The sequence below is a fragment of the Chitinimonas sp. genome (assembly GCF_036568685.1).
GTDB lineage: Bacteria > Pseudomonadota > Gammaproteobacteria > Burkholderiales > Chitinimonadaceae > Chitinimonas.
Genome location: NZ_DATCSC010000141.1, coordinates 22,552 through 46,189 on the forward strand (window position 1 = coordinate 22,552; position 23,638 = coordinate 46,189).

Below are 23,638 nucleotides of genomic sequence, written 5' to 3' on the forward strand. Positions count from 1 at the left end.
GTGCAAAGCATGCTGCCTCAATGCTTTGCTGCGCCGACCAACAGAAAGGCACGCCGGACATTCCCGCAAAGCCCGGCTGTCCCATAGACTGAGGGTAGGATTTCCGCCGACCAAGGGGCCACGATGTCCGGTAGTACACGCCGTCCATGCCATACCGCCCTCCGCCATGCCTTCAGCCTTGCGCTGGGTGTGGCGGCACTGTTTGCGCAGGCTGCCGGCAAAGAAAGCTGCCCCTTGCTGGTCGCCTCCGGCAACCCGGAATACCCGCCCTTTCTATGGCGCGACCCGGCCGACGATAAGCGATTGATCGGCGCCAATGCCGAACTGATGCAGAAACTGTCCGAGGCCATCGGTATCCCCATCTCAGTCCGCTACGTCGGCCCCTGGGGCCGGGTGCAGGAAGAGACCCGGCAAGGCAATGTGGACCTGATCGCCGGTGCCTTCTTCACCCTGCCGCGGCTGGAATACATGGACTACTTCCAGCCCCCCATCCACACCACCCGCACGGTGATCTGGACCCAGTCCAGCCGCAGCATCGACTACCGCAAGTGGGCCGACCTCAAGCCGCTCAAGGGTCTCACCGTCATCAACAACAGCTTTGGCGAAGCCTTTGACCGTTACGCCCAGCGCAATCTGCAGATCGACAAGGTCGCCAGCGTCGAGAGTGCGCTCAAGATGCTGGGCCTGGCACGCGCCGACTACGTGATCTACGAGGAAGCACCTGGCCTCGCCTATGCCGCCAAGCTCAATGTGAAGGGCCTCAAGGCCGCCTCGGTGCCGATCAGCAACGAAGACCTGTTCCTGACTATGTCGCACCGCTCGGCCTGTAACACCGGCAGCCTGCGCGGCAAGATCGCCCAGGTCATGCACCGCTTCCGCGAGGAGAAAGTCATGGAGGGGCTGGTCGAGAAATACATCCAGCTGTGGCGGAATTCGCCACGCTAGCGGCGGACTGCCATCCCGAATGGCACCGCACCGCCCTCGCTGGCGCTAGCAAATGAACTACTCAGCGCTCCCCAGGTTCCTGCGCTCGAATACATAGACCGCGGCGCCCAGCTCCGGCGGCAGCACCAACCGGCTCAGCTCAGGCCACTCGGCCCAATCAAAGCCGGTCTGCGCCCGGTAGTCTGTCCAGTTGCCGGTGATGAACTGGGAGCGGCTGCCGATCACGATATAGGTCTGCACGCTGCGGGTGCGGAAGACCTGTCGCTCGAAATGATTGTTCGACGGCGGCCAGCTGCACAGCACCACCTCGGGTGACTGCAGTTGCAAGGCTTCCTTGGCGTCCAGCCTCGCCACCTCGGCCGGGTAATCCACCGCACCTCGCCAGCTCCCGTCGTCGCTGGCGCTGACATTCACGCCCAGGTCGCGCAGAAAGCGGCTGAGGGTACCGTCACCGGCGGCGATCTCGCTGCAGCGGCGGCTGCCGATCAGCGCCGCCAGTGCCATCACCAGCTCACGGCTGTAGAAGCAGTAGATACCCCGCTTTTCCACCAAGGGCATCAGGTAACGGCGCTGCCAGAGCAGCGGCCAGACCAGCCGGAAGCGACGCAGGGATACCGGCTTGCGCACCAGGTCGCGCTCGAACAGGAGGCGCTGGGCCAGGAGGCCGTTGAAGAGATTGAAGCGCACCTTGCCCGCCGCCACGCCAGTAGCCTGGGCAAAGGCGTACTGGCGTATGGCCAGCTCGGTCATGCGGGCACGGACCTGCTGGGCGATGAATTGCTCGAAGGCCCTGCCCTCGCGCTCACCGCTGAGGAAGTTGGGCGTTACCTTGCTGCGCGCCGCACTTTTCTCGACCAGGCTCTTGAGCTCTCCGGCCTGGCGCCGCTCGAACACGCTGGCCAGCTCGGCCAGTACCTGCGCCCACTCAGCCGGATAGGCTGTACACAAGGCCGTCAACTTGGGGTTGCTCTGCAACCATTGCCAAATCTGCTGGGGGGTCTGGGCCGTCATGCGCTGAGCGTAACGAAGCCCGGACTGGGCAAGCAAGTCCGGGCTCCGGGGTCAGCCCGCAGTGTGGCTAGACCGCTTATTTACCCGCCGCCAAGCGTAGCGCCAGGGCGATGCCGCGTGCCGCCTGGCCGATCTCTTCCAACGAAGGGAAGCTCGGCGCAATACGGATATGGCGGTCTTGCGGGTCCTTGCCGTAGGGAAAGGAGGCACCGGCCGGGGTCAGGGTGATACCGGCCTCGCGCGCCAGCTCCACGGTGCGCTTGGCGCAGCCGGGCGGAGTCAGCAGATCGATGAAGTAGCCGCCCTCAGGGTGGGTCCAGCTCACGCCTTCGATGCCGCCGAGCACGGCCTGGAACTGCGCGTGCACCGCGTCGAACTTGGGCTTGAGCAGCTGGCGGTGTTGCTCCATCACGGCGGCCACACCGGCGGCATCCTTGAGGTAGCGCACATGGCGCAGCTGGTTGATCTTGTCCGGGCCGATGCTGCGCACCGAGCTGTGCTTCTGCCACCAGGCGACATTGGCCGGCGAGGAAGCCAGCGCCGCAATACCGGCACCGGCCAGGGTAATCTTGGAGGTGGAGGCAAATACGATGGCCCGGTCGGCATGGCCGGCCGCGGCGCAGGCAGCAACGATATTGGCCACCGTCAGCTTGCGCTCGCCCAGATGGTGGAAGCGATAGGCATCGTCCCAGAACAGGCGGAAGTCCGGTGCCGCGGTCTTCATGGCCGCCAGGCGACTCACCACCGCATCGCTATACACCACGCCACCCGGGTTGCTGTACTTGGGCACGCACCACATGCCCTTGATGCTGGCGTCCTCGGCTACCAGCCGTTCGACCAGGTCCATGTCCGGGCCGCCCTCGCCCATGGGTACATTCACCATCTTGATGCCCAGTGCTTCGCAGATGGCGAAGTGGCGGTCATAGCCCGGTACCGGGCAGAGGAAGGTGATGGGCTTGCCCACCCAGGGGGTGTGGCCGGGGGCACCATAGAGCAGGTTGAAGACAATGCTGTCGTGCATCAGCGCCAGGCTGGAAGCGCCGTCGACCACCACCTGTTCGGCCGGTAGCTCCAGCAGTTCGCCAAACAGCTTGCGTGCCTCAGGCAGGCCCACCGCACCGCCATAGTTGCGGGCATCGGTCCCGTCGGCCGCCTTGTAGCCATCCAATCGGGAGAGCAGATTCTCGGCCAGGTCCAGCTGGGCGGGGGACGGTTTGCCGCGCGACATGTCGAGCTTGAGCCCCAGCTGTTTGAAGGCTTGGTATTGGGCGGCGATATCGGCTTGGGTCATGGTGGCTACTCTTAGCAATGGAAAATTGGCTTGCAGCTCGGCGACACTCAGTTTGCGCAGTCAGCCGAGTACAGGGACTTGGCCAGAAAGAAATGGCTGATGCTACCGTCCTGCTCCTCCAGGCTGAACGATTCAGCCCGCGGGTTGCGTATACGATTGATATCCGGCGGCCAGGCCGCACCGCGATGGCCCTGCGGCAGCCAGACCATCTGTCCTTCGTGGACCCCCCAGGAGCCGGCATAGCGCTCCTGCCGGTTGCTGATGGCCAAGGGTTCGGCCTTGAATTCACCGTCCCCCTTGAGGGTGACGGCGTAGGCCGAAGCCCCGCGCAACGCCACCCAGACACCCAGGTAGCGACAGGGTGCATGCGGCAGGGCGTCGATCGCAGCCGTTCCGCCACGGCTACGCCAACGCTCCAGCCAGCCGTTGCGCTCACTCAGGCAGGCCGACAATTGCTTGGCTTCCGCCAGTGCGGTACGGCCTGGCGTGCTCGCCGCCATGACGTCGAGCTGACAATTGGCGACATTGCGCTCCAGCCGACTGCTACCGAATACCCCCACGACCAAGGCAAAGAGCAACAACATGATGCTGCCCCCTATCCATTGCGCCGTCAGCCGCCGCCCTCCCCGCATATTTTTCCATCCTGATCATATTGTTGTTTGATCTTGTGTATCCGGCCGGAACGCACGCCCCGGCCTCATTCCAACGCGCGGCCGCTCGCCGTGGTTTACAGCCGGGCAAAAACCCGTGCCGCGGCGGCCACCGTCTCGGCGATATCGGCATCGGTGTGCGCCGCCGAAACAAAGCCTGCTTCATACAGGGCCGGGGCGATATAGACCCCCTCGTCCAGGAGGCCGTGGAAGAAGGCGTTGAAGCGCGGCTTGTCGGTGGCCATCACCTCGGCATAGCTCTTGGGTGGCTCGGGTGTGAAGTAGACGCCGAACATGCCGCCGACCGCGTCGGCCGAGAAGGTCTGGCCGGCGGCGCGGCCGGCAGCCTGCAGGCCATCGGCCAGGGCACGGGTCTTGGCGCCCAAGGCGTCGAAGAAGCCCGGCTGGCGGATCAGCCCCAGGGTGGCGAGACCCGCAGCCACCGCGACCGGGTTGCCGGACAGCGTGCCGGCCTGGTAGACCGGGCCCAGCGGCGCGATCTTGGCCATCACGTCGGCCCGGCCGCCGAAGGCCGCCAGCGGCATGCCGCCCCCTACCACCTTGCCCAGCGTGGTCAGATCCGGGGTCACGCCATGCAGGCCCTGGGCACAACCGAGGCCAACGCGGAAGCCGGTCATCACCTCGTCATAGATCAAGAGCGCGCCATGGTGCTCGGTCAGGCTGCGCATGGCGGTGACGAACTCCTTGCTCGGTCGCACCAGGTTCATATTGCCGCAGAAGGGTTCGACGATGATGGCGGCGATCTGATCGCCCTGGGCGGCGAACACGGCCTCCAGCTGGGCCACGTCGTTATAGGGCAGCACCACGGTGTGCTCGGCCACCGCGGCCGGCACGCCGGCGCTGGAAGGGTTGCCGAAGGTCAACAGACCCGAGCCGGCCTTGACCAGCAGGCTGTCGGAGTGGCCGTGGTAACAGCCCTCGAACTTGATCAGTTTGTCGCGACCGGTATAGCCGCGGGCCAGCCGGATGGCGCTCATGGTGGCCTCGGTGCCGCTGGAAACCAGCCGCACCTGCTGCATGGAGGGCAAGAGCTCGCACAGCAGGTCGGCAAGGTCGATCTCTCGCTCGGTGGGCGCCCCGAAGCTCAGGCCGTCCACGGCCGCCTTTTGCACCGCCTCGATGACCTCGGGATGGGCATGGCCCAGGATCAGGGGCCCCCAGGAGCCCACATAGTCGGTATAGCGCTTGCCGTCGGCGTCCCAGACATAGGCACCGGCACCACGGGCAAAGAAGCGTGGCGTGCCGCCGACGGCGCCGAAGGCACGGACAGGCGAATTGACGCCGCCAGGGATATGGCGCTGGGCGCGTTGGAACAGGGCTTCGTTCTTGCTCATGATGTTTCCTGCTTGCGGTTTGCTATTGGGGCGGCGTAGGCCGCGATGGGTACCGGCGGCGGTGCGCTCATGCGCCGGCACACGGGCGATCAGCCGGGTGGGGGGCTCCGCCATTCAGGCGGCTCCCCAGCTCGGCCAGGGGTGTTTGCTCAGGTAGGCATTGGTGTAGCGCGGGTCCTCGGTGACCTCCACGCCCAGCCAGTCCGGCCGCTCATAGGCCTCGGCCTCGTCGCCGAGCTCGATCTCGGCCAGCACGAGGCCGGCGTTCTGGCCAAAGAACTCGTCCACTTCCCAGACATGCGGGCCACGTACGATGCGGTGGCGCTTCTTCTCCACCAACATGGGGCACATGGTGGCAAGTATGGTCTCGGCGTCGGCCAGCGGGATGGGGTATTCGAACTCATGCCGCGAGACATTGCTGATATTGGACTTGAGCGTCAGCCAGGCTTCATCGCCCTTGATCCGCACCCGCACCGTGCGCTCGCGCTCGACCGACAGATAGCCCTGCTTCAGCCATTCGCCCTCGGCGAGGCCGCGCCAGCTATCGTCCTTGAGGTGAAAACGCCGTTCTATTTCCTTGCCCACGACGGGCTCCTTCAACGTCAAAAGGGTTTGACCACCACCAGGATGACGATGGCGAACATGAGTAGCGTCGGAATCTCGTTGAACCCGCGGTACCAGACATGGCTATGCCGGTTCTGCCCGGCAGCAAAGGCCCGCACCAGCCGGGCGCAGTAGACGTGGTAGCCGACCAGCCCCAGCACCAGAGTGAGCTTGGCGTGCAGCCAGCCACCACCAAAGCCGTAGCCCAGCCATAGCCACAGGCCGAACAGTATGGCCAGGTGGGCGAGGCCGGTGGTGAAGCGCAACAGCTTGCGCTCCATCAGGCACAGCCGTTCATAGGTGGCGGCATCGCTGACGCTGGCATGGTTCACGAACAATCGTGGCAGATAAAAGAGCCCCGCCATCCAACTGATGACGAAGATGATATGAAAGGCTTTCACCCAGAGCATAGGACGTCTATCCGGTCATGCTGCCCGCCATGCCGGCGGGCAGCCGTTCAGCCCTTCTTGCGGGCGGTTTCGTAGAGAGGCAGGACCGTGGGCATCAAGGATTGCATATTGTTGATGCGGGTCTGGTTGGAGGGGTGGGTGGACAGGAATTGCGGCGGCTGGCCTTCGCTGGCCTCGCTCATCTTGTTCCACAGCGAGATCGCGGCACGCGGGTCGTAACCGGCACGGGCTGACAACTCCAAGCCGATCGCGTCGGCTTCGGATTCGTGCGTGCGACTGTGCGGCAAGGAGATGGCGATGGCACTGACCTGATCGGCCATGCCCATATATTGGTCGTACTTGCCCTTGGTGAAGGCAGACAGGAGCTGCAGGCCCATCTGCTTGGCGTAGGCCTCGCTCATCCGTTCGCGGCCATGTTCACGCAGCGCGTGCGCCATCTCGTGGCCCATGATGGCGGCGATCTCGTCGTCGCTGAGCTTGAGCTTCTCGATGATGCCGGTATAGAACATGATCTTGCCGCCCGGCGCACAATAGGCATTGAGCTCGGGGCTGGTTTCGACGTTCACTTCCCACTGCCAGCTGAGCGCATCGCGGCGGAACACCGCCACCTGCGGGATCAGCCGGTCAGCAATGGCGCGTACCCGCCGGGTGGCCTTGACGTCACTGTTGAGCCGGCCTTCCTTGCCCGCCTTGCTAATCGTATCGGCATAGCTCTGCGCCGCCATCTGGTTGACCTGCTCGTTGGAGAGCAGCGACACCATGGTCTGTTTGCGTTCCACACCGATCGCGCCACCGTCGGTGGTGCGTACCTGCTGGCAGGCCGCCAGCCCTGCCAACACCAGAAGTGCGGCAACCGACCGTTTGAACTTCATCTTGCTTCCCATCCTCATGCCTCAGCGGTTGTATTTTTCCATCGAGCTGATGCGTTCCATCTCATAGCTGCTCTTGGCAAGGTTGCGTGCCTCGTCATAGCGCTTCTCGCTCAAAAGCTTGCTCATCAGCACCTGCCGCTCACGTTCCATGCGCTGGCTATAAGCCTGCTGGTCGCGCTCGCGCTGGTAGTTCTGTTGCTGCTGCTCGCGGTCCTTTTCGTACTGGCGCTGTCGATCGCGGCGCTCGTCCTCATACTGCTGCTGGCGTTGCTCGGAGGCCACCTTGCGGTCCCAGTCGCGGTACTCGCGGTCCCGCTGGGCCTGCGCCCGCTCGGCCTCGTGTTCGGCCTGTTGCTGCTCCCAGCTCTGGCTGCCGGACCCGGCGGGTTGGGCTGCGGCGGCGTTGCCGACGTCATACTGCTGTACCGCTTCGTCACGCATCGCCATGGCGCGCGCCTGGGCACCGCGGAAGTCCTCCTGGTAGGCCTTCTCGGCAGCCTGCTGGCGCCAGATGGTGAACCCACCGGCGATGGCCACGATGCCCAGCACAATGAGCATGTTGTGGCGCATCCACTCCAGTACCGGCGAGGGTCCGTGGCTGGCGTGGTGCTCGGACTTACCCTTGTGCTTGCCAGCCGCAGGCGCGCCGACCTCGACCGTCTGGGCCGTGCCGGCACTGAGGCTGGCGTCGTAGACCGAGCGACGGACCGGATTGGATAACAGCTCATAGGCCTGGCTGAGCTGCTGCAAGCGTTGGGTGCTCATGGCACTGTCTATGCCGGCATGCGTCTTCTGCAAGGCACGGTAGGCCGCGTCAATCTGCGCCTGGGTCGCATCCTGCGGTAGTCCGAACAGGGCGTACAGCGTCTTGCCAGCGGGGCGGGTGGGCGTCGTCATCTCAGATTTCGACCATTTCAAAGTCTTCCTTGCGCGCGCCGCAGTCCGGACAGGTCCAGTTCATGGGCACGTCTTCCCAGCGGGTACCGGGCGCCAAGCCATCCTCGGGGCGGCCGGCAGCTTCGTCGTAGATGAAGCCACAGATCAGACACATATATTTTTTCATAACAGCGCAATCGGGTTAGCAGTAGGGATAGGCTAAAATTCTAACGCATCCGCCCTCACTCCATTCACTCCCCGCACAACCATGACCGACGCCCCCCCGATTATCCTGGTCTTCGCCGGCAACGACCCCTCCGCCGGTACCGGGCTGGCCGCCGACATCCTGACCCTGTCCTCGCTCGGCTGCCACCCCTTGCCGGTGGTCACCGCCATCATGGTGCAGGATACAGCCGGTGTGGAAGACACCCTGGTCATGGAAGCCGACTGGGTCTCCGACCAGGCCCGCTTCCTGCTGGAGGACATGCAGATCACCGCCATCAAGGCCGGCGTACTGGGCAGCCTGGAAAACCTGACCGTGCTGGCCGAGATTGCCGCCGACTATCCGGATATTCCGCTGATCCTTGACCCTTCCCTGCCGCAAGGCGGCAGTGACGAGTACGCCGACGAGGAAATGATCGGCGCCATGCGCGAGCTGCTCTTGCCGCACACCACGGTTCTGACCGCCAATGGCCTGGAGATCCGCCGCCTGGCGAGCGATGATCAGGACGAGCAGGACAGCATGACCATGGACGAGGCCGCCTTGCGCGTACGCCAGTTCGGCGTCGAGTACGTGCTGGTCAGCGGTACCCATGAGCACACCCCGAATGTGAGCAATGCCTTGTTCGGCCGCTCCGGCCGGATGCGGCTCGACAGCTGGGAACGTCTGCCAGGCAGTTACCACGGGGCCGGTGGTACCGTGAGTTCGGCGGTCGCCGCCTTTATGGCCAATGGCATGGAGGTATCGCAGGCAGTGCGCGAGGCACAGGAGTACACCTGGCACGCCCTCAAGAATGCCTACCGCCCCGGCATGGGCCAGTTCATCCCGGACCGGCTGTTCTGGGCCCGCGGCAAGGGCGAGGCCGGGCAGGAGCCGGCATGAGCCCCACGCTGCCGCGTGGCCTCTACGCCATTACCCCGGACTGGAACAACACCGAACAGCTGCTGGCAGCCGTGAGCGCGGTGCTGGATGGCGGCGCCAAGGTGCTGCAATACCGCAACAAGCGCGCCGACAAACACCTGCGGCGCGAGCAGGCCGGTGCCCTCCTGGCCCTATGCCGGCCACGCGGCGTGCCGCTGATCATCAACGACCATCTGGACCTCGCCGAGGCGATCGACGCCGACGGCCTGCACCTGGGTGGCGACGATGGCGCCCTGGCCGAGGCCCGCGCGGTACTCGGCCCCGCCAAGCACCTGGGCGCCTCCTGCTACAACCAGCTCTTGCTGGCCGAAACCGCGCTGGCCGAGGGCGCCAGCTATGTGGCCTTTGGTGCGGCCTATGTCTCGGGCACCAAGCCCGATGCGGTACAGGCACCCTTGGCGCTGTACAAGGCCGCCACCACCTCCCTGCCCTGTCCGGTGGTCGCCATCGGCGGCATCACCCCCGCCAATGCCGGTGTCCTCCTGGCCGCCGGGGTAGGCAACCTGGCGGTGATCGGCGCGTTGTTCGACGCCGCAGCGCCGAGCGAGCGCGCCGCCGAGTTCAGCCGCTTGTGGCCGGCCGCTTAATCTCCTCCTCCGCAACCGCCACCACTGCATCCGCCGCCGTCGCCACCCCCGCCGTCTCCACCGCCGCCATCGCTGTCGCCGCCGTGGCCACCATGATGGCCGTCGGCTGTGCCGCCACCCTCACTGCTGCAGCCACCACTGCTGCAATCCACGTCGCTGCCGCAAAAAGGCGAAGATGCCGAGCCATCCTGTACGGCTTGCTGGCAGTCCACCACGTAGTGAAATCCCCCCGGTATGGCCAGCGCCGCATCGAGCCCGAACAGGAGCGGTAAACGTCCGGGCTTGGCCGGGTTCAACCCCTCCAGGCGGCAACTGAGCTGCCAGCTGCGGCGTATGGCACGCCGCTGCTGGCCGGCGCCGGCCATGCCCGCGGCGGGCGTGTGGTGCAGAAAGCGGCCAAAGGCCCGGCGACAGAAGTGCTGGTAGTTGCGGGTATGCAGGATGAACTCGTGCCAGAGCATGTCCACCGCCTGCGAGGGCATGCCCAGGCGCTGACCCCGCGCCAGCAGCGAGATGGCAAAGAACTGCCGCAGGCCCTGCTCCACCTGCTTGCGCCCGCGCGCGTCCAGCATCGGGTAGCGGTCGGCCAGCTTCTGCTCCAGGCTGGCCGGAAAGACGTAGGTCTCGATAAAGCGCTTGCCGGCGGTTTGCTGCCACGCCTGCCAAAGCCGGTAGACCAGCCAGCCCAGCACCGGCAACAGGATCAGCAGCAGAATTGCTCGCAACATCACCCCTCCCTCAAATGACGATGACCGCTCCCTGGCGGGTAGCGGTCATTGTGCCGCAAGTGAGCCAACACCAAGGCGGCTAAAGCGGCGGAGGGATGGGGCTAAATCAGGGAAGCGCCAGGGGCTGAGCCCTCACCAGAGATGAGCGCCCCTCACCGCTTATTCTATTGCCACCACGTTCTAGAGCTTCTTGAGTTGCTTGGCGGCTTCCTTGGCGGCATCGGTACCCGGGTAGGAGGCAGTCAGCTCCTTCAGGGTCTTGGTCGCGCCCTTCTTGTCGCCCTTCTCCAGCTGCACGCTGGCGATGGCGCGTAGCGCGTCCGGCGACTTGGGGTCCTCGGGGAAGGTATCGACCAGCTTGCGCCAGCTTTGCTGGGCGGCTGCGCCGCTACCGGACTGGGCCTGCGCCATACCCAGCCAGAACAGCGCCCCTGGCGCGGCCTGGGTGCCCGCGTATTTGCTGCTCACATTGCTGAGCGCCTCAATGGCGGGCTTGAGCTTGCCGTCGCGGTATAGGTTGTAGGCGGCCTCGTAGGCGCTGGCGGCTTCGGCCTCCTGTTGGGCACGCTGGGCATCGGCACCGGCGCTGGCGGGCTTGGTCTTGCCCTCCTCGATATTGCGCAAGCGGGTATCGAGGTCCACGTAGAGGTCCTGCTGGCGCTTTTGCAAACTCTGCAGATTGAAGGTCAGCACCTCGAGCTGGCCACGCAGCTGGGCGATATCCTGGCTCAGCGTGCTGATCTGGCCGCTCAGGTCGAGCAGCTGCTTGCTGGTACGGCTGTCCATCTGGTCGATGCGCTCACCGACAGCGCCAAGCTTGGCCTCGTTCTGGGCACGCAACTCACCGATCTGCTTGCGGGCCTCGTCGTCATCGAACAGGCCGGCGTGGGCCGGGTAAGCGAGGGCGGCCAACAGGGCCAGGGGTAGTAGCCGTTTCTGCATAATCCGAATCCTGTCATGAAAAGCCCCGTGACAGGCACGGGGCGTGGAGCCTGTCAGCCAGCGCCGCTAGGGCGGTAGCTGCAGGCTCTAGAGTACAACAGGCAGCCGCCAAACGCGGCCTAAGCCTTATTCGCCGTCGTACACCACGTCGGCGCGACGGTTCTCGGCGTAGCTGGCTTCATCGTGGCCGGTCGCACGCGGCTTCTCTTCGCCGTTGCTGGTGGCTTCGATCTGCTTCTCTTGGGCGCCGACCACGGTCAGGGCCTTGCGCACGGCTTCAGCACGCTTCTGGCCCAAGGCCAGGTTGTATTCGCGGCTGCCACGCTCGTCGGCGTTGCCTTCCACGCGGACCGAACGGCCCGGGTTGGCGGCCAGATAGCGGCCGTGGGCTTCCACCAGGGCTTGCTGGTCGGCACGGATGTCGTACTTGTCGTAGTCGAAGTAGACGCCACGCTTGGACAGGATGTTGGACGGGTCCTTCAGCGGATCGACCTTGACGGCCTCAACCGGCTTGGCCGGCTGGGTGTTGGCAACCGGTGCAACCGGCTTGTCGACCGGCTTCTCTTCCACCGGAGCAGGCTTGGGGGTGCTGGCACAGGCGGCGAGCAGGCCGACGAGGGTAAGGCTGGCAAGGGTCTTGTTCATTTATATGCTCCTGAGCAGATTGGGTAGTTGGTTATGGATTGGAGGATAGCCGAGAAACGGCAATTTGCCCCGCGTACGGCCCCCAGGCCGGTTCACGGGCATCGCCACTGGCTGACAAGCGCTGCTTGTATTGTCCATCGCTGGACACGGTAGCCAATACGCCTCGGCCACCCGCTTCACTGGCAAACAGAATCAGCTTGCCATTGGGGGCAAAGCTGGGCGATTCATCGCTGCCGCTCGTCAGCGTCAGACTCTGGCGGCTGGCCAGGTCCATGGTGGCCACCACGAAGCGGCCATTCTCACGCCGGATAAAGGTGAGCGACTTGCCATCCGGGGAGAAGGACGGCGATACGTTGTAAGGACCTTCAAAGGTCAGCCGCTGCGGCTCGCCGCCACCCGACGGCATGGTATAGATCTGCGGGCTGCCGCCACGGTCCGAGGTGAAGGCTATGGTCTTGCCATCCGGCGAGAAGGCCGGCTCGGTGTCGATCGAGTTGGAGCGGGTCAGGCGGCGTGGCGCGCCACCGGCCACGTCGACCATATAGAGCTGCGAGATACCGTCGATGGTCAGGGTCACCGCCAGGCTGCGGCCGTCGGCCGAGAAGGCCGGGGCGCTGTTGCTGCCCTTGAAGGCGGCCACGGCACGGCGGCCGCCGGTATAGACGTCCTGCACGAAGACGATGGGCTTCTTGCGCTCGAAGCTGACGTAGGCCAGCTGATTGCCGTCGAGCGACCAGGTCGGGGACATGATGGGCTCGTTGGAGCCAATCACGGTCTGGGCATTGTGGCCGTCCGCATCCGCCACCTGCAGCTCGTAGCGCTTGCCCTGCTTGAGCACATAGGCGATACGGGTGGAGAACACGCCCTTCTCGCCGGTCAGCGCTTCATAGATCAGATCCGCCAGCTGGTGCGCGGCACGACGGGTCTCGCCCGCCTTGGCGCGTAGCTCGAAGCCGGCCAGCGGCTTCTGGGTCAGGGTGTCGAAGAGCCGCAGCCGAACCTGGATCGAGCCATCGGCATCGACGCGCACCGTACCGGTGCTCAGGGCATCGGCACCGCGCCCCTTCCAGCCGTTCAGCTCGCCGGCGGCCGGCACCTCGACCAGCGGCGTGTTGCCGGTTTCCACCAGGCGGAAACGGCCGCTGCCTTCCAAGTCAGAGCGGATCACCGCCGTCAGCGGTTCCTTGAGGCCGGCTTCGCCGGCCATCGCGGCAATCGCCACCGGGAGCTGGCGGGCGCCTGTGCCAGTCACCTCGATCGTCACATCGGCACGGGCCAGCGTCACCATGCCCAGCAGGCTGGCGAGGGCCATCGAAAAGAGAGCGCGTCTAGAGCAAGTCATGGAGTCGGTATTTGATCTTGTGAGTCATGAATATCGAAAAATCCAGCCCTTCCGGCAAGGCCGGATAGCTGCCCGCCTTCTCGATCGCCCGTTTCACGGCCTGATCGAAGGCCTTGTTGCCACTGGCCTTTACCACCTTCACCGTCTTGATACGCATGTCCGGCTGCAGGCTGACCTCGATCAGCACCTCGGGGTTGCCCTGCTTACCCTTGTAGACCATGCGTGAACGGATCAGCCGGCGCACCTTGTCGACGTACTGCGCCATCAGTTCTTCGCGCGACAGCGCCGGGGCCACCGGTGCTGGCGGCGGCACCGCCGCAGCCGGGGCTGCCGGTTCGGGTGCTACCACCACGGGGGTAGCCGGCGGCACCGGCGGCCTGGCGCAGCCAGCCAATATGGCAGCCGCCACCAAGCCGGCGCAAAGGGTCCGATAAGTCTTCTGTCTAGCCATCTCGTAAGCGGTATTTCAGGTTGTGCTTGCGGATCGAGCTCAGCTCCACCCCGGCCGGCAGCGGCGGGTATTGGCCCGTGCGCAGGATCGCGCGCTTCACGGCTTCGTCAAAGGTCGGATTGCCGCTCGATTTCTTCAGCTCGGCACTCAATATCGACATATCCGGTAACAACGTGACCACGAATTCGGCTTCCGGGTTCCCGGCACCGTCTTCCGGGTAGCTCATGTTGCGGCGGATCATGTTGCGCACCTTGGCGTAGTACGCCTCCATCACGCTGGCCTTGCCGGCCGCCTCGGCTGCCTGCTGGCGGGTGGCCAGCGCCGCGAGCGAGACGCTGGCATCGAGCGGCGGCTTCTCCAGCTTGCCGGCGATCTCGCTGAGTGTCTTGTTCTTGCCAGGCTCCACCTTGGTCTGCTTGGCCGGTGTAGGCTCAGGTTTCTTGGGCTCGACCTTCTTGGGCGGCTCCGGTTTTTTCGGTTCGGGCTTGGGTTCCGGCTTGGGCTCGGGCTTCTTGACCTCCACCTTCTTGACCGGCTTGGGCTGCTCGACCTGGATATCCGGCTTTACCACCGGCGTCGGTTCCGGAGCGGGCTCCGGCTCGGGCGGCGGGGTGGGCTTGCTCACCGGCTTGGGTTCCGGCTCGGGCGCGGGGGATGCCTCCATTGCGCCGGCCCACAGCTCGACCTGCATGGGCGCAGCCGGCCGGGTCTGCCACTGCACGCCAAAGTACAGCAGGCCGGCAATCAGGCCATGCATGGCGACCGCAAGGCCAAGAGAGAGGGCGCGATGTTCTTCGCGCGGCGCTGTCCGGTTCATTATTCGGTCGTTTTGACTTCCAGGCCCACCCGCTCGACGCCGCTCTTCTTGAGCGCATTCATCACCTTGATGATGGCGTCGTAGCGGACTTCCTTGTCACCACTGATCAATACCGGCCGTGCCTGGGCGATGGTCTTGGACTTCACCGCCGCCACCAGATCCTCGGTACTGGACAGCACGGTCTTGCTGCCGCCGTCCTCGAGCTTCATGCCCTCGTCGCGCTCTACCAGCACCTTGAGCGGTTTCACGTCCAACGCACGGTCGGCCTTGGCCACCGTGGGCAGGTTGACCACCCCAGGCTGCATCATGGGTGCGGCCACCATGAAGATCACCAGCAGCACCAGCATCACGTCGATATAGGGCACGACATTGATGTCGGCCTTGGCGCGGCGTTGTCTACGTGCCATTGCACACTCCTCAGTACTGGCGAACGCGGAAACCCCGCGCCCGCAGCAATTCCACCACGCTGTCCTGGCCGGCGAGATGACCGGCACCGATCACCACCAGCGGCGCCGGCGAGCCGGCCAGGCCGGCGATGCGCTCAGCCATGGTACGGTTGCGCTGCGCCAGCAGCTTGTCGTTGAGCCGCTTGCTGACCGGATCGTCCGGGGTGTATTCGTCGATGATGCGGCGCATGCTGTTGGTGCTGCCGATCTGCCAGGCATTGATCATGGCGTCGAACATGGGCTTGAACTGCTGCTTGGTGATCGGCTCCAGCGTACCCAGCAACACCCCCAGACTCTCGTCCTGCGGCAGGCTGTCAAAGAGCTCGAACTGGCTCTTCAGGGATTCCAGCTCCACCACCTTCTTGCGATCGGCGCGAGCCCGCTGCAGGAAGTGCATGTCGATGCCGTTTTGCGGCTGATAACCAAGCCGCTGCATCTCCAGCACCGACAAAGTCAGGCCCAAGAGCCAGGGCTTCATGCGGTCGGCCGCCACGCGCGGCAGGTTGACGCGCGCCAGGGCATTGTTGAGCTGGCGGTTCTGCACCGCACTCAGCATGCCGCCCAGGTTCTGGTCCGGCGGCAGCATGGCCATGGCCATCAGCGGCGCAATCGCCGCCGGGTCGGAGATGTCCGCCTCCACCGCCAGGGTGTCGGCTTCCTTGTAGGCATTCTCGATCGGCGTGGCCAAGGGGTAGAAGTCGGCCTTGCCGACGTGGATGGAACCGAGCAGCCAGACACGCTGGCCGTCGCGTTCGGCTTCCCACAGGAACAGCTTGGCGTGGGCGGAGAGTGCGGTGCAGGCCAGCGCGAGCAGCAACAGCGCCCGCAAGCTGGCCCAGCGTTTATACGGGTTCATTTGCCGACCTGCCGCTGCAGTATGTTGCTGAATTCCTCGATGAAACTGTCAAAGCGGTTGGCCAGACGGTCCACATCGTGCGAAAAACGGTTGTAGGCCACCACCGCAGGAATGGCGGCGAACAGGCCGATGGCGGTGGCCACCAGGGCTTCGGCAATGCCGGGCGCCACGTGCGACAAGGTGGCCTGGCCCACGTTGGCGAGGCCGCGGAAGGCATTCATGATGCCCCAGACGGTACCCAGGAGGCCCACATAGGGCGAGATGGCACCGACCGTGGCCAGGAAGTTGGTATGCGCGTCCAGCCGGTCCACCTCGCGCTGGCAGGCGGCCTTCATGGCGCGGCGGGTACCTTCCATCAGCACGGTGATGTCCTGGCCGGCCTGGCGGCGCAGCTTGAGGAATTCGGCAAAGCCGGCTTCGAAGATCTTCTCCATGCCCACGCCGCTACCGTCGCGGCTGACCTGCTGGTACAGACTGTTGAGGTCGGAACCGCCCCAGAAAGCCGTCTCAAAGCTGTCGGTCTTGTTGCGCGCATGACGCAGGCCAAACAGCTTGACGAAGATATGCCACCAGGACAGCAGGGACATCAGCAGCAAGATGCCCATGACGATCTGCACCACGGTACTGGCACCGCCGATCAGGCTGAAAATGGACAGGTTGTCGGTGGTCAGGGAAGCTTCCAAGAGCGGTTTTCCTTGTCGATGACGCAATACAAGCGCGCAATGCCGGCCGGCAAGCGCGCCATTATGGGTAGAGAAAGCTGATCGCTGGCTGAACGGCCCACTATGCCTCGGCCCCCGGGATGCCGAAATGCTGGTAGGCCAGTTGGGTGGCCATGCGTCCGCGCGGTGTACGCTGCAACAGGCCCTGCTGGATCAGATAGGGCTCCAGCACGTCCTCGATGGTATCGGCGGATTCGCCGATCGCCGCCGCCACGTTGTCGAGCCCCACCGGGCCACCGGCAAACTTCTCGATCACGGCCGAGAGCAGCTTGCGGTCCATCACATCGAGACCGGCATGGTCCACGTCCAGCATGGACAGCGCCGCGTCGGCCACTGCGCGGCTCACCCGGCCGTCGTGGCGGACCTCGGCGAAGTCACGCACCCGCCGCAGCAAGCGATTGGCAATCCGCGGCGTACCGCGCGAGCGGCGGGCCACCTCGAAGGCGCCCTCCGGGTCGATCTCCACGTTGAGCAGGGCCGCCGAGCGGGTAACGATGCGGGTCAGCTCTTCCGGGCTATAGAACTCGAGCCGCGCCACGATGCCGAAACGATCGCGCAGCGGGTTGGTCAACATGCCGGCGCGGGTGGTGGCGCCGACCAGGGTAAAGGGCGGCAGGTCCAGCTTGACCGAGCGGGCTGCCGGGCCTTCGCCGATCATGATGTCGAGCTGGAAGTCCTCCAGCGCCGGGTAGAGGATTTCCTCCACCACTGGCGAGAGGCGATGGATCTCGTCAATGAACAGCACATCGTGCGGTTCGAGGTTGGTCAACATGGCCGCAAGGTCGCCAGCCCGCTCCAGCACCGGGCCGGAGGTCTGGCGCAGATTCACGCCGAGCTCGCGGGCAATGATATTGGCCAAGGTGGTCTTGCCGAGGCCCGGCGGGCCGAACAGCAGCACATGGTCGAGCGCCTCGCCGCGCTTCTTGGCCGCCTCGATAAAGATCTCCAGCTGGCCACGGGCCTTCTCCTGGCCGACGTATTCGTCCAGCAACTTGGGCCGCAGGGCGCGCTCCAAAGCCTCTTCCTGGCTGGATTGCCGGCTGGGGGCGACGATGCGTTCGGGGGCACTCTGAAGATTGTCGGACTGGATCATGGCCTGCACTGCAGTGGCGTAAGGCCCACATTATAAGGACAAAGCGGCCGCCATTGCGGCGATGCGTCATTCCGCCAGTTCCTGCTGCAGATAGTCGCGCCAGTCATAGCGCTTGCCAGGGAAGTTGAGCCCGTAGCGTTGGCTGAGTGCCTGCACTCGGCCGCTACGCACGGCCTCCTGCAGGGCCCGGTCCAGCCCCTCCGCCAAGGCTGGGTCAACCCGCCCCGGTGCCAGCGCCATATAGCCGCCGGTCTGCTGGATGGCTGGCGCAAGCGCGGTCACCTCGCCATTGATACCCAGCTGGAGCAACACGATGCGGGCATTGCGCTCATTGCTCATCACCGCCTGTATGCGCCCAGCCAACAGCTTCTGGAAGGATTGCACCAGCGTGTCGGCCTCATCGAGCTGCAATTGTGATCGGACATACTCATAGCGCTGACCCAGCGTCCAACCGCGTACCACGCCCACGCTGTAGCCCCGCAGCGCTTGCAGGTCGCCCCGCCAGGCCGGTTGCGGCTTGTCACGCTGGACATAGACCAGCATGGCGTCGAGATAGAAAGGCAGGCCGACAAAGCGCATCTTGGCCTGTCGCTCGCGGGTGCGATAAGGGCCGATCAGGAGGTCGGCCTTACCCTCGACCACCAACGATTGCGCCCGCTTCCAGGGGTAGTGCTCGAAGCGGCAGCGGAAATCGAGCTGTCCGCCCAGCTCCTTGAGCAGGTCAACCGCCAAGCCGCGCGAGCCGTCCTTGCCCTGCTCATAGATAAAGGGAAAGTCGGCCCCTACGCAGCTGAGCTCGGTGGTGGCACGGGCCGGCACAAGGGCCAGCGTCAGTAGGCAGGTAAACAGGAATCGCCGCATAGTCCTGTTATAGGGTAAGGCGACCAGCTTCTCCGAGCCTGGGCATGCAGCGGCGCTCCGCCACTCCCCTGGCTCAGCCATGCACAGCGATCAACCCTTGGCGAGCGACTTGAGCGCCAGCCGGATGCCGTCATTGACCCCGACGTCCTCAGGCAAGAGCTTGACCGCAGCAGCGGCCTCCTTCTCGCTATAGCCCAGCGCCAGCAGCGCATTGCCGACGTCGTCGCGGGCGCTGATCGAGGCCGGGGCAAAGAGACCGCTATGCGCCTGCAGCTTGGTGGTGCCGGCGAGCTTGCCGCGCAGTTCCAGCACCAGCCGCTCGGCAGTCTTCTTGCCTATGCCCGGCACCTTGGCCAGACGCCCGGCGTCCTCACGCTCCACCGCGCCGGCCAATTCGTCCGCATCCATACCCGAGAGCACCGCCAAGGCGATCTTGGGGCCGATGCCGGTGACCTTGATCAGCTGCCGGAAGGTCTCGCGCTCAGCCCGGCTGGCAAAACCGAACAGGAGCTGCGCATCCTCCCGCACCACGAAGTGGGTATACAGCGACACCGCTTCGCCAGCGTGCGGCAGGACAAAGAAGGTGGACATGGGCACGTCGATCTCGTAGCCCACGCCCGCAACGTCGAGCAGGACTTGCGGGGGGTATTTCTCCAGCAGCTTGCCGGTCAGTTTGCCGATCATCCGTATGTAGTCTCAGTAAGGGATCAGGGTTTGAAGGTTGCCACCCACCCGCGCAAGGAGGGCGCCGTGGGTGTAAGTCCCTGCAGGGGCAACAACCACGCCGTCGCGGCGGCAAGGGTGGGGAATCGTGGTCTTCTTTTGCGTCCGCACTTATATTGCCACCCAGCGGCCGCGGCGTGATTTCATGCCGGTATGGGCCAGGCCACCGGTGGCGTGGTTGGCGTGCGCCAGCGCACAGGCCAGCGCGTCGGCGGCGTCGGATTGTGGCGCACCATTGAGCTGCAGCAGCCTTTGCACCATATGGCTGACCTGCTCCTTGGCGGCGTGGCCATTGCCGACCACCGCCTGCTTGACCTGCAGCGCGGTATATTCCGCCACCGGCAGGCCGGCCAGTACCAGCGCGGAGATCGCGGCGCCGCGTGCCTGCCCCAGGAGCAGGGTGGATTGTGGGTTGACGTTGACGAAGACCTGCTCGACCACCGCCTGCTGCGGTTGATAGACGCGACAGACTTCCGCCAGGCCGTCGAGCAACACCTTGAGCCGCTCCGGCAGACTGCCCTCACCGCTACGGATGCAGCCGCTGGCCACATACAGACGGTTCTGCCCTACTGCGTCGATGACGCCAAAGCCGGTGGTGCGCAGGCCAGGATCGATGCCGAGGATGCGAATGGGAGTTCCTTCATGTTGCGGTGGTATGCTGCTGATTATATCGTCCGTCACCACATAAAGACGCGCCCGCCAAGATGGTAAGGAAATACTTCCCCAGCAACCCCAGCCTGAGCACCGAAGCCATGATAGAGGGCTTCAAGCAGGGAAGCGCCGTCCTGGCCAACCTCCGTACCGTTGCCTTCTCCTTGCCGCTCAGCCGGGACCGGCTGCTGTTCCTGTCGCACTCCGCCTCGGAGCTCTACGGCGAGCCGGTGCACGTGCTGGCGCTGCACCCCAACTTCTGGCAGGAAGCCATCCACCCCGAGGACAAGCCCGCCGTCTGGCTGGGCGTGGATAAACTCCGCGAGACCGAACACGGCGAGAGCGAATTTATCTACCGCCTGGTCGCCAGCGACGGTGAAGTGATATGGGTGCTGCACCGCTGCCGCTTGGCCACCAGTGAATCGGGCGTGCCGCTGCGCATCGACAACCTGGTCACCCCCTGCCGCCCACCTGCCGCTCCAGCGAAGCGCAGCGAGATCGGCAATGCGGTGTTCGTGTCCGCGGGCGACGCGCTGATTGTGCGCGACGGCGGCACGCTGGACATACTCGATGCCAACGCCGCCACCTTGGCGCTGCTGGCCTGCAGTCGTGGTGAATTGCTGCGCCAGCGCTTGGCGGATTTTTCGGTCACCACCGAGGGCTTCGATAGCCGGGCCGAGGCACCTTACCTCGACGCCGCCCTGCGTGGCCGGCCGCAGCGCTACGAGTGGCTGCTGAGCCCACGCGAAGGTGAGCCACGCTGGGTGGAGGCCATGACCACGCCGCTACGCCATGCCGAGCGCGACTGCCTGCTGACCGTGTTTCGTGACATTGACAGCCGCCACCGTGAACAGGAGCGCCAGACCCTGGCAGCCGAGTTGGTGGAACGTGGCCGCGACCCGATCGCCTGGGCCAACCCGGCCGGCCAGCTGCAGAGCCTCAACGCCGCTGCCCGTGCCTGGCTGGGCCTGGGGAACGAGACGGTACAAGACCTCTTCATCACCGACCTCCTGCCGGCCTGGGCGCAGCCGCACTTCCTGCAAACCTGTTTACCGCTGGCCACCAAGGACGGCAGCTGGCGCGGCGAGATGTCGCTGGTCAGCCGCGACGGCCGCCACCTGCCGGTGCTGCTGACCCTGTTGGCGCACAAGCGGGGCGGGGCGCTCAAGGGTTATAGCCTGCTGGCACAGGATATCTCGGTCTGGAAGCTCAACGAGCAGCGCTACAAGCGCGACAAGGAAGCGCTGGAGAGCGACAAGCTGTTCAAGGACAAGCTGCTGGAGAACGTCAGCGCCAACCTGGTCGCGCCACTGGACCAGTTGCGTCAGATCGCCCAGATCATCGAGCGCAACCCGCTCGACGCCGAGCGCGCCCTGCCCCACCTCAAGCGCGCCATCGAGCAAGCGCACCGACTGGTCGGCGCCACCCACGAGTACCTCAGGGCCGGCGCCCAGCGCGACCTGCCCGAGCACGACCTGCCGGGCAAGACCAAATGAAAAAGCCGGCTTCAACGCCGGCTTTTTTATTTCTGATGGCCCATATTAGGTCCGCTACCACGCTACCTCATTTCATTATCGCCACGCGCAAAGGTCCAGGCGCGGGTGATGGAGAGGATATCGGCTGGTTTGCCGGTGTCGTCCAGAATGCCTTGCGGCAGCACCGGGAAGGGTGCCGCCATACGCAAGATGCGCTTGGCAGCTTCATCCAGATCGCGATTGCCCGATGAACGGTCTATGGTCACCGCCCCCAGGGAACCGTCGGCCTTGATCTCGACCGTGATCAGAAGCTTGCCCGAGAGGCGCTGGCCGCGACCATCGGTGGGGTAGTTGAGCGTGCCGATGCGTTCGACCTTGATCCGCCAGTCATCCACATAGCGGGCCTCGACCACGCCCTTGGCACGGGCACCGACGAAGGCTTTGCGTGGCCGGGTCTGGTAGGCCGCCAGCTCGCGGGCGATCTCGCCCTCCTTGCGGTCGATCTCGCTGGCCTGCTGGCGCAACGCGTTGAGATCAAGCGGGGTATCGGAAGGATGCGGGTTGGCGCGCGCAGCATCGGCCGAAAGCTTGGGGGTGTTCTGCACCTGGTCCAAGAGCTTGCGCAAACGGGCTTCCTGCTCAGTCTGGCGCTTGGCCGCCTGGGTCAGCTCGGGGCTGGGGTTCTCCACCTGCTGTGCCGGCAGCGGTGTCTTGATGTGGCGGTTGGCTTCGTCGGTATTGCCGCCACCATCGAGGTTGGCCTGCGCCAGCACGTCTGCCTTGGTCGGCGCGGTCTTGGAGCGCGCATTGACCAGCACGATCTCGAGCGGTGCGCGGTTGAACAGCGTGCGTGGGTCTGGCGGCGAGAAGCGCACCAGCACGATCGCCACCACATGAACGAGCACCGACACGCCCACGGTGAACGTGAACAGCTGGTTCCTGGGCCGGGAGATTTCGAGCGTATCGACGGACATCTGGATGGTATTTACAGGCAAGCTGAGCAGAAACGGGCCGCGGCGCAGTGTAGCACAGGCCTCGAAAGGGGCTCGGCGGTTAATTGCATCGTCATACGGACGGGACTAAGATCAACGATTAATCCAGCCAGCCTGCGGCCCGCCCCGTACCGGACCCCGCCAGGCGGCGCTTCCCGCGCCCCTCAGGGGCATCCATCGCCAGGAGATAAGAAAATGAAGCTGCTGTTCGCCACCCTCCTCACCGGGTTCGCTCTCTCCGCCCAGGCTGCGCCAGATGGCCAGGCCCTCGCCGCCAAGTACAACTGCCTGGCCTGTCACCAGGTCGCGACCAAGGTGGTTGGTCCGGCCTACAAGGATGTGGCCGCCAAGTACAAGGGCGACAAGGGTGCCGAGGCCCGCCTGATCGACAAGGTCAAGAAGGGTGGCGTAGGCGTGTGGGGCCAGATCCCCATGCCGGCGCAGCAGGTCAACGACGCCGATCTGAAAGTGATCGTGCAGTGGGTGCTGAGCCAGAAGTAGAACCGATCAAGCCGGCACGTCCGGCTTTTTGCATGGTCGTAGTCAAGCCGGGATAGCCTGAGGGATTTGGAGCAACAGTCCAATAATCACGGTTGCAAGGCGCGGGTCGGCCCGTTAAGCTCGCGCCCCGCAACTTATAGGAACAAGTCCGCCAATCCGGCCGGCCTGTCCGTCAACCAGCGTGGAGATGCCCACCATGGCCAAGAAACTCACCGAGGAAGATATCCTCAACTGGCAAGGCGACGACTACATGAACGAGGATCATCTCGCGTTCTTCCGTCAGCGCTTGCTCGATATGAAGGCCGAGTTGCTCGCCAACGCCAACGCCACCAGCCAGCACCTGCAAGAGCAGGAAGCCACCCCCGACCCGGCCGACCGTGCCACGCTCGAGGAAGAGTATGCGCTGGAGCTGCGCACTCGCGACCGCGAGCGCAAGCTGCTGCTCAAGATCGACTCCACCATCAAGAAGATCGATGACGGCGAATACGGCTACTGCGACGATACCGGCGAACCGATCGGTCTCGCCCGCCTCCTGGCGCGGCCGACCGCCTCGCTGACCGTCGAGGCCCAGGAACGCCGCGAACGGCTAAAGAAGCAATACGCTGACTGAACCCGGCCCCAGACAAAACCGCCAGCCTACGCTGGCGGTTTT

The 23,638-nt window shown here is 64.9% G+C and carries 29 protein-coding genes; 6 read left to right on the forward strand and 23 right to left on the reverse strand.

What is annotated here, in order from left to right; all coding sequences use genetic code 11:
- Positions 1 to 123 precede the first annotated feature (123 nt).
- On the forward strand, positions 124 to 945 hold the full coding sequence (locus VIM95_RS20500; protein WP_331989449.1) for a substrate-binding periplasmic protein: 822 nt from the start codon (positions 124 to 126) through the stop codon (positions 943 to 945).
- A 57-nt stretch (positions 946 to 1,002) separates the two neighbouring features.
- Here VIM95_RS20500 and VIM95_RS20505 read toward each other — a convergent pair whose 3' ends face one another.
- The 9 genes from VIM95_RS20505 to VIM95_RS20545 all read right to left on the reverse strand — a co-directional run bounded on the left by VIM95_RS20505 (position 1,003) and on the right by VIM95_RS20545 (position 8,200).
- The gene (locus VIM95_RS20505) at positions 1,003 to 1,956 is read right to left on the reverse strand and encodes a hypothetical protein (RefSeq protein WP_331989451.1); all 954 of its coding nucleotides are present in this window, start codon (positions 1,954 to 1,956) and stop codon (positions 1,003 to 1,005) included.
- A 76-nt stretch (positions 1,957 to 2,032) separates the two neighbouring features.
- Positions 2,033 to 3,247, reverse strand: a complete 1,215-nt coding sequence (locus tag VIM95_RS20510) for an aminotransferase class I/II-fold pyridoxal phosphate-dependent enzyme (RefSeq protein WP_331989453.1) — start codon at positions 3,245 to 3,247, stop codon at positions 2,033 to 2,035.
- 47 nt (positions 3,248 to 3,294) lie between these two features.
- Positions 3,295 to 3,831, reverse strand: coding sequence for a hypothetical protein (locus tag VIM95_RS20515; protein ID WP_331989455.1), 537 nt, complete (start codon positions 3,829 to 3,831; stop codon positions 3,295 to 3,297).
- A 143-nt stretch (positions 3,832 to 3,974) separates the two neighbouring features.
- Positions 3,975 to 5,252 (reverse strand): glutamate-1-semialdehyde 2,1-aminomutase, encoded by a 1,278-nt coding sequence (gene hemL, locus VIM95_RS20520; RefSeq protein WP_331989500.1) that lies wholly within the window; start codon positions 5,250 to 5,252, stop codon positions 3,975 to 3,977.
- Positions 5,253 to 5,366: 114 nt separating this feature from the next.
- Positions 5,367 to 5,837, reverse strand: coding sequence for a CYTH domain-containing protein (locus VIM95_RS20525; RefSeq protein ID WP_331989457.1), 471 nt, complete (start codon positions 5,835 to 5,837; stop codon positions 5,367 to 5,369).
- Positions 5,838 to 5,854: 17 nt separating this feature from the next.
- Positions 5,855 to 6,265: a CopD family protein gene (locus VIM95_RS20530; RefSeq protein ID WP_331989459.1), complete on the reverse strand. Its 411-nt coding sequence runs from the start codon at positions 6,263 to 6,265 to the stop codon at positions 5,855 to 5,857.
- A 47-nt stretch (positions 6,266 to 6,312) separates the two neighbouring features.
- On the reverse strand, positions 6,313 to 7,137 hold the full coding sequence (locus VIM95_RS20535) for a M48 family metallopeptidase (protein ID WP_331989461.1): 825 nt from the start codon (positions 7,135 to 7,137) through the stop codon (positions 6,313 to 6,315).
- A gap of 21 nt (positions 7,138 to 7,158) precedes the next feature.
- Complete coding sequence (locus VIM95_RS20540; RefSeq protein ID WP_331989463.1) at positions 7,159 to 8,034, reverse strand: J domain-containing protein; 876 nt, start codon at positions 8,032 to 8,034, stop codon at positions 7,159 to 7,161.
- A gap of 1 nt (position 8,035) precedes the next feature.
- Complete coding sequence (locus VIM95_RS20545) at positions 8,036 to 8,200, reverse strand: rubredoxin (RefSeq protein WP_331989465.1); 165 nt, start codon at positions 8,198 to 8,200, stop codon at positions 8,036 to 8,038.
- Positions 8,201 to 8,281: 81 nt separating this feature from the next.
- Between VIM95_RS20545 and VIM95_RS20550 the strand changes: the two genes are divergently transcribed.
- Together VIM95_RS20550 and thiE are read left to right on the forward strand one after the other, a co-directional pair.
- On the forward strand, positions 8,282 to 9,115 hold the full coding sequence (locus VIM95_RS20550; protein ID WP_331989466.1) for a hydroxymethylpyrimidine/phosphomethylpyrimidine kinase: 834 nt from the start codon (positions 8,282 to 8,284) through the stop codon (positions 9,113 to 9,115).
- Positions 9,112 to 9,741 (forward strand): thiamine phosphate synthase, encoded by a 630-nt coding sequence (thiE, locus tag VIM95_RS20555; RefSeq protein ID WP_331989467.1) that lies wholly within the window; start codon positions 9,112 to 9,114, stop codon positions 9,739 to 9,741. Before VIM95_RS20550 ends, thiE begins: the two co-directional genes overlap by 4 nt.
- Here thiE and VIM95_RS20560 read toward each other — a convergent pair.
- The 13 genes from VIM95_RS20560 to ruvC form a co-directional block, all read right to left on the reverse strand.
- Complete coding sequence (locus tag VIM95_RS20560; protein WP_331989468.1) at positions 9,738 to 10,469, reverse strand: hypothetical protein; 732 nt, start codon at positions 10,467 to 10,469, stop codon at positions 9,738 to 9,740. The genes thiE and VIM95_RS20560 overlap by 4 nt on opposite strands.
- Positions 10,470 to 10,649: 180 nt before the next feature.
- A complete protein-coding gene (locus VIM95_RS20565; protein WP_331989469.1) occupies positions 10,650 to 11,411 on the reverse strand; it encodes a YbgF trimerization domain-containing protein in 762 nt (253 codons plus the stop codon).
- 126 nt (positions 11,412 to 11,537) lie between these two features.
- Positions 11,538 to 12,056 carry a peptidoglycan-associated lipoprotein Pal gene (gene pal, locus VIM95_RS20570; protein WP_331989471.1) on the reverse strand — a complete coding sequence of 173 codons (519 nt, stop codon included), beginning with the start codon at positions 12,054 to 12,056 and terminating at the stop codon, positions 11,538 to 11,540.
- 31 nt (positions 12,057 to 12,087) lie between these two features.
- The gene (tolB, locus tag VIM95_RS20575; protein ID WP_331989473.1) at positions 12,088 to 13,368 is read right to left on the reverse strand and encodes a Tol-Pal system beta propeller repeat protein TolB; all 1,281 of its coding nucleotides are present in this window, start codon (positions 13,366 to 13,368) and stop codon (positions 12,088 to 12,090) included.
- A 16-nt stretch (positions 13,369 to 13,384) separates the two neighbouring features.
- Entirely contained in the window at positions 13,385 to 13,750 is a 366-nt protein-coding gene (locus VIM95_RS20580) for an energy transducer TonB (RefSeq protein WP_331989475.1), read from the reverse strand.
- A gap of 91 nt (positions 13,751 to 13,841) precedes the next feature.
- Positions 13,842 to 14,666, reverse strand: coding sequence for an energy transducer TonB (locus VIM95_RS20585; protein WP_331989477.1), 825 nt, complete (start codon positions 14,664 to 14,666; stop codon positions 13,842 to 13,844).
- Positions 14,666 to 15,073: a protein TolR gene (gene tolR / locus VIM95_RS20590; protein ID WP_331989479.1), complete on the reverse strand. Its 408-nt coding sequence runs from the start codon at positions 15,071 to 15,073 to the stop codon at positions 14,666 to 14,668. The genes VIM95_RS20585 and tolR overlap by 1 nt, the downstream gene beginning before the upstream one ends.
- A gap of 10 nt (positions 15,074 to 15,083) precedes the next feature.
- Positions 15,084 to 15,968, reverse strand: coding sequence for a TraB/GumN family protein (locus VIM95_RS20595; protein ID WP_331989481.1), 885 nt, complete (start codon positions 15,966 to 15,968; stop codon positions 15,084 to 15,086).
- Positions 15,965 to 16,624 carry a protein TolQ gene (tolQ, locus tag VIM95_RS20600; RefSeq protein ID WP_414648558.1) on the reverse strand — a complete coding sequence of 220 codons (660 nt, stop codon included), beginning with the start codon at positions 16,622 to 16,624 and terminating at the stop codon, positions 15,965 to 15,967. The genes VIM95_RS20595 and tolQ overlap by 4 nt, the downstream gene beginning before the upstream one ends.
- A 127-nt stretch (positions 16,625 to 16,751) precedes the next feature.
- Positions 16,752 to 17,783, reverse strand: coding sequence for a Holliday junction branch migration DNA helicase RuvB (gene ruvB / locus VIM95_RS20605; protein WP_331989485.1), 1,032 nt, complete (start codon positions 17,781 to 17,783; stop codon positions 16,752 to 16,754).
- Between the two features lie 66 nt (positions 17,784 to 17,849).
- Complete coding sequence (locus VIM95_RS20610; RefSeq protein WP_331989487.1) at positions 17,850 to 18,644, reverse strand: substrate-binding periplasmic protein; 795 nt, start codon at positions 18,642 to 18,644, stop codon at positions 17,850 to 17,852.
- A 90-nt stretch (positions 18,645 to 18,734) separates the two neighbouring features.
- On the reverse strand, positions 18,735 to 19,328 hold the full coding sequence (gene ruvA, locus VIM95_RS20615) for a Holliday junction branch migration protein RuvA (protein WP_331989488.1): 594 nt from the start codon (positions 19,326 to 19,328) through the stop codon (positions 18,735 to 18,737).
- Between the two features lie 150 nt (positions 19,329 to 19,478).
- Positions 19,479 to 20,048 (reverse strand): crossover junction endodeoxyribonuclease RuvC, encoded by a 570-nt coding sequence (ruvC, locus tag VIM95_RS20620; RefSeq protein ID WP_331989490.1) that lies wholly within the window; start codon positions 20,046 to 20,048, stop codon positions 19,479 to 19,481.
- 23 nt (positions 20,049 to 20,071) lie between these two features.
- Here ruvC and VIM95_RS20625 point away from each other — a divergent pair, with 23 nt between their 5' ends.
- The gene (locus VIM95_RS20625) at positions 20,072 to 21,514 is read left to right on the forward strand and encodes a PAS domain-containing protein (RefSeq protein WP_331989492.1); all 1,443 of its coding nucleotides are present in this window, start codon (positions 20,072 to 20,074) and stop codon (positions 21,512 to 21,514) included.
- Positions 21,515 to 21,576: 62 nt separating this feature from the next.
- Here the strand turns inward: VIM95_RS20625 and VIM95_RS20630 are convergent, their stop codons facing one another.
- Positions 21,577 to 22,467, reverse strand: a complete 891-nt coding sequence (locus VIM95_RS20630) for a TonB family protein (protein ID WP_331989494.1) — start codon at positions 22,465 to 22,467, stop codon at positions 21,577 to 21,579.
- Positions 22,468 to 22,680: 213 nt separating this feature from the next.
- On the opposite strand from VIM95_RS20630, the gene VIM95_RS20635 reads away from it, so the two are divergent.
- Together VIM95_RS20635 and dksA are read left to right on the forward strand one after the other, a co-directional pair.
- On the forward strand, positions 22,681 to 22,986 hold the full coding sequence (locus tag VIM95_RS20635) for a c-type cytochrome (RefSeq protein ID WP_331989496.1): 306 nt from the start codon (positions 22,681 to 22,683) through the stop codon (positions 22,984 to 22,986).
- A gap of 196 nt (positions 22,987 to 23,182) precedes the next feature.
- Positions 23,183 to 23,596, forward strand: a complete 414-nt coding sequence (dksA, locus tag VIM95_RS20640; protein WP_331989498.1) for an RNA polymerase-binding protein DksA — start codon at positions 23,183 to 23,185, stop codon at positions 23,594 to 23,596.
- The last annotated feature ends 42 nt before the right edge of the window (positions 23,597 to 23,638 follow it).

What these genes read in the sequence shown, in the direction of transcription:
- tolR (WP_331989479.1), bottom strand. Translation starts at nt 15,073, where the DNA reads ATGGCACGTAGACAACGCCGCGCCAAGGCCGACATCAATGTCGTGCCC.
- ruvB (WP_331989485.1), bottom strand. Translation starts at nt 17,783, where the DNA reads ATGATCCAGTCCGACAATCTTCAGAGTGCCCCCGAACGCATCGTCGCC.
- VIM95_RS20500 (WP_331989449.1), top strand. Translation starts at nt 124, where the DNA reads ATGTCCGGTAGTACACGCCGTCCATGCCATACCGCCCTCCGCCATGCC.
- VIM95_RS20625 (WP_331989492.1), top strand. Translation starts at nt 20,072, where the DNA reads ATGGTAAGGAAATACTTCCCCAGCAACCCCAGCCTGAGCACCGAAGCC.
- VIM95_RS20535 (WP_331989461.1), bottom strand. Translation starts at nt 7,137, where the DNA reads ATGAAGTTCAAACGGTCGGTTGCCGCACTTCTGGTGTTGGCAGGGCTG.
- VIM95_RS20530 (WP_331989459.1), bottom strand. Translation starts at nt 6,265, where the DNA reads ATGCTCTGGGTGAAAGCCTTTCATATCATCTTCGTCATCAGTTGGATG.
- VIM95_RS20635 (WP_331989496.1), top strand. Translation starts at nt 22,681, where the DNA reads ATGAAGCTGCTGTTCGCCACCCTCCTCACCGGGTTCGCTCTCTCCGCC.
- tolB (WP_331989473.1), bottom strand. Translation starts at nt 13,368, where the DNA reads ATGGCCCTCGCCAGCCTGCTGGGCATGGTGACGCTGGCCCGTGCCGAT.
- hemL (WP_331989500.1), bottom strand. Translation starts at nt 5,252, where the DNA reads ATGAGCAAGAACGAAGCCCTGTTCCAACGCGCCCAGCGCCATATCCCT.
- VIM95_RS20505 (WP_331989451.1), bottom strand. Translation starts at nt 1,956, where the DNA reads ATGACGGCCCAGACCCCCCAGCAGATTTGGCAATGGTTGCAGAGCAAC.
- VIM95_RS20550 (WP_331989466.1), top strand. Translation starts at nt 8,282, where the DNA reads ATGACCGACGCCCCCCCGATTATCCTGGTCTTCGCCGGCAACGACCCC.
- pal (WP_331989471.1), bottom strand. Translation starts at nt 12,056, where the DNA reads ATGAACAAGACCCTTGCCAGCCTTACCCTCGTCGGCCTGCTCGCCGCC.
- VIM95_RS20630 (WP_331989494.1), bottom strand. Translation starts at nt 22,467, where the DNA reads ATGTCCGTCGATACGCTCGAAATCTCCCGGCCCAGGAACCAGCTGTTC.
- VIM95_RS20560 (WP_331989468.1), bottom strand. Translation starts at nt 10,469, where the DNA reads ATGTTGCGAGCAATTCTGCTGCTGATCCTGTTGCCGGTGCTGGGCTGG.
- VIM95_RS20610 (WP_331989487.1), bottom strand. Translation starts at nt 18,644, where the DNA reads ATGCGGCGATTCCTGTTTACCTGCCTACTGACGCTGGCCCTTGTGCCG.
- VIM95_RS20565 (WP_331989469.1), bottom strand. Translation starts at nt 11,411, where the DNA reads ATGCAGAAACGGCTACTACCCCTGGCCCTGTTGGCCGCCCTCGCTTAC.
- VIM95_RS20515 (WP_331989455.1), bottom strand. Translation starts at nt 3,831, where the DNA reads ATGTTGTTGCTCTTTGCCTTGGTCGTGGGGGTATTCGGTAGCAGTCGG.
- thiE (WP_331989467.1), top strand. Translation starts at nt 9,112, where the DNA reads ATGAGCCCCACGCTGCCGCGTGGCCTCTACGCCATTACCCCGGACTGG.
- VIM95_RS20510 (WP_331989453.1), bottom strand. Translation starts at nt 3,247, where the DNA reads ATGACCCAAGCCGATATCGCCGCCCAATACCAAGCCTTCAAACAGCTG.
- VIM95_RS20545 (WP_331989465.1), bottom strand. Translation starts at nt 8,200, where the DNA reads ATGAAAAAATATATGTGTCTGATCTGTGGCTTCATCTACGACGAAGCT.
- VIM95_RS20540 (WP_331989463.1), bottom strand. Translation starts at nt 8,034, where the DNA reads ATGACGACGCCCACCCGCCCCGCTGGCAAGACGCTGTACGCCCTGTTC.
- dksA (WP_331989498.1), top strand. Translation starts at nt 23,183, where the DNA reads ATGGCCAAGAAACTCACCGAGGAAGATATCCTCAACTGGCAAGGCGAC.
- ruvA (WP_331989488.1), bottom strand. Translation starts at nt 19,328, where the DNA reads ATGATCGGCAAACTGACCGGCAAGCTGCTGGAGAAATACCCCCCGCAA.
- VIM95_RS20595 (WP_331989481.1), bottom strand. Translation starts at nt 15,968, where the DNA reads ATGAACCCGTATAAACGCTGGGCCAGCTTGCGGGCGCTGTTGCTGCTC.
- VIM95_RS20585 (WP_331989477.1), bottom strand. Translation starts at nt 14,666, where the DNA reads ATGAACCGGACAGCGCCGCGCGAAGAACATCGCGCCCTCTCTCTTGGC.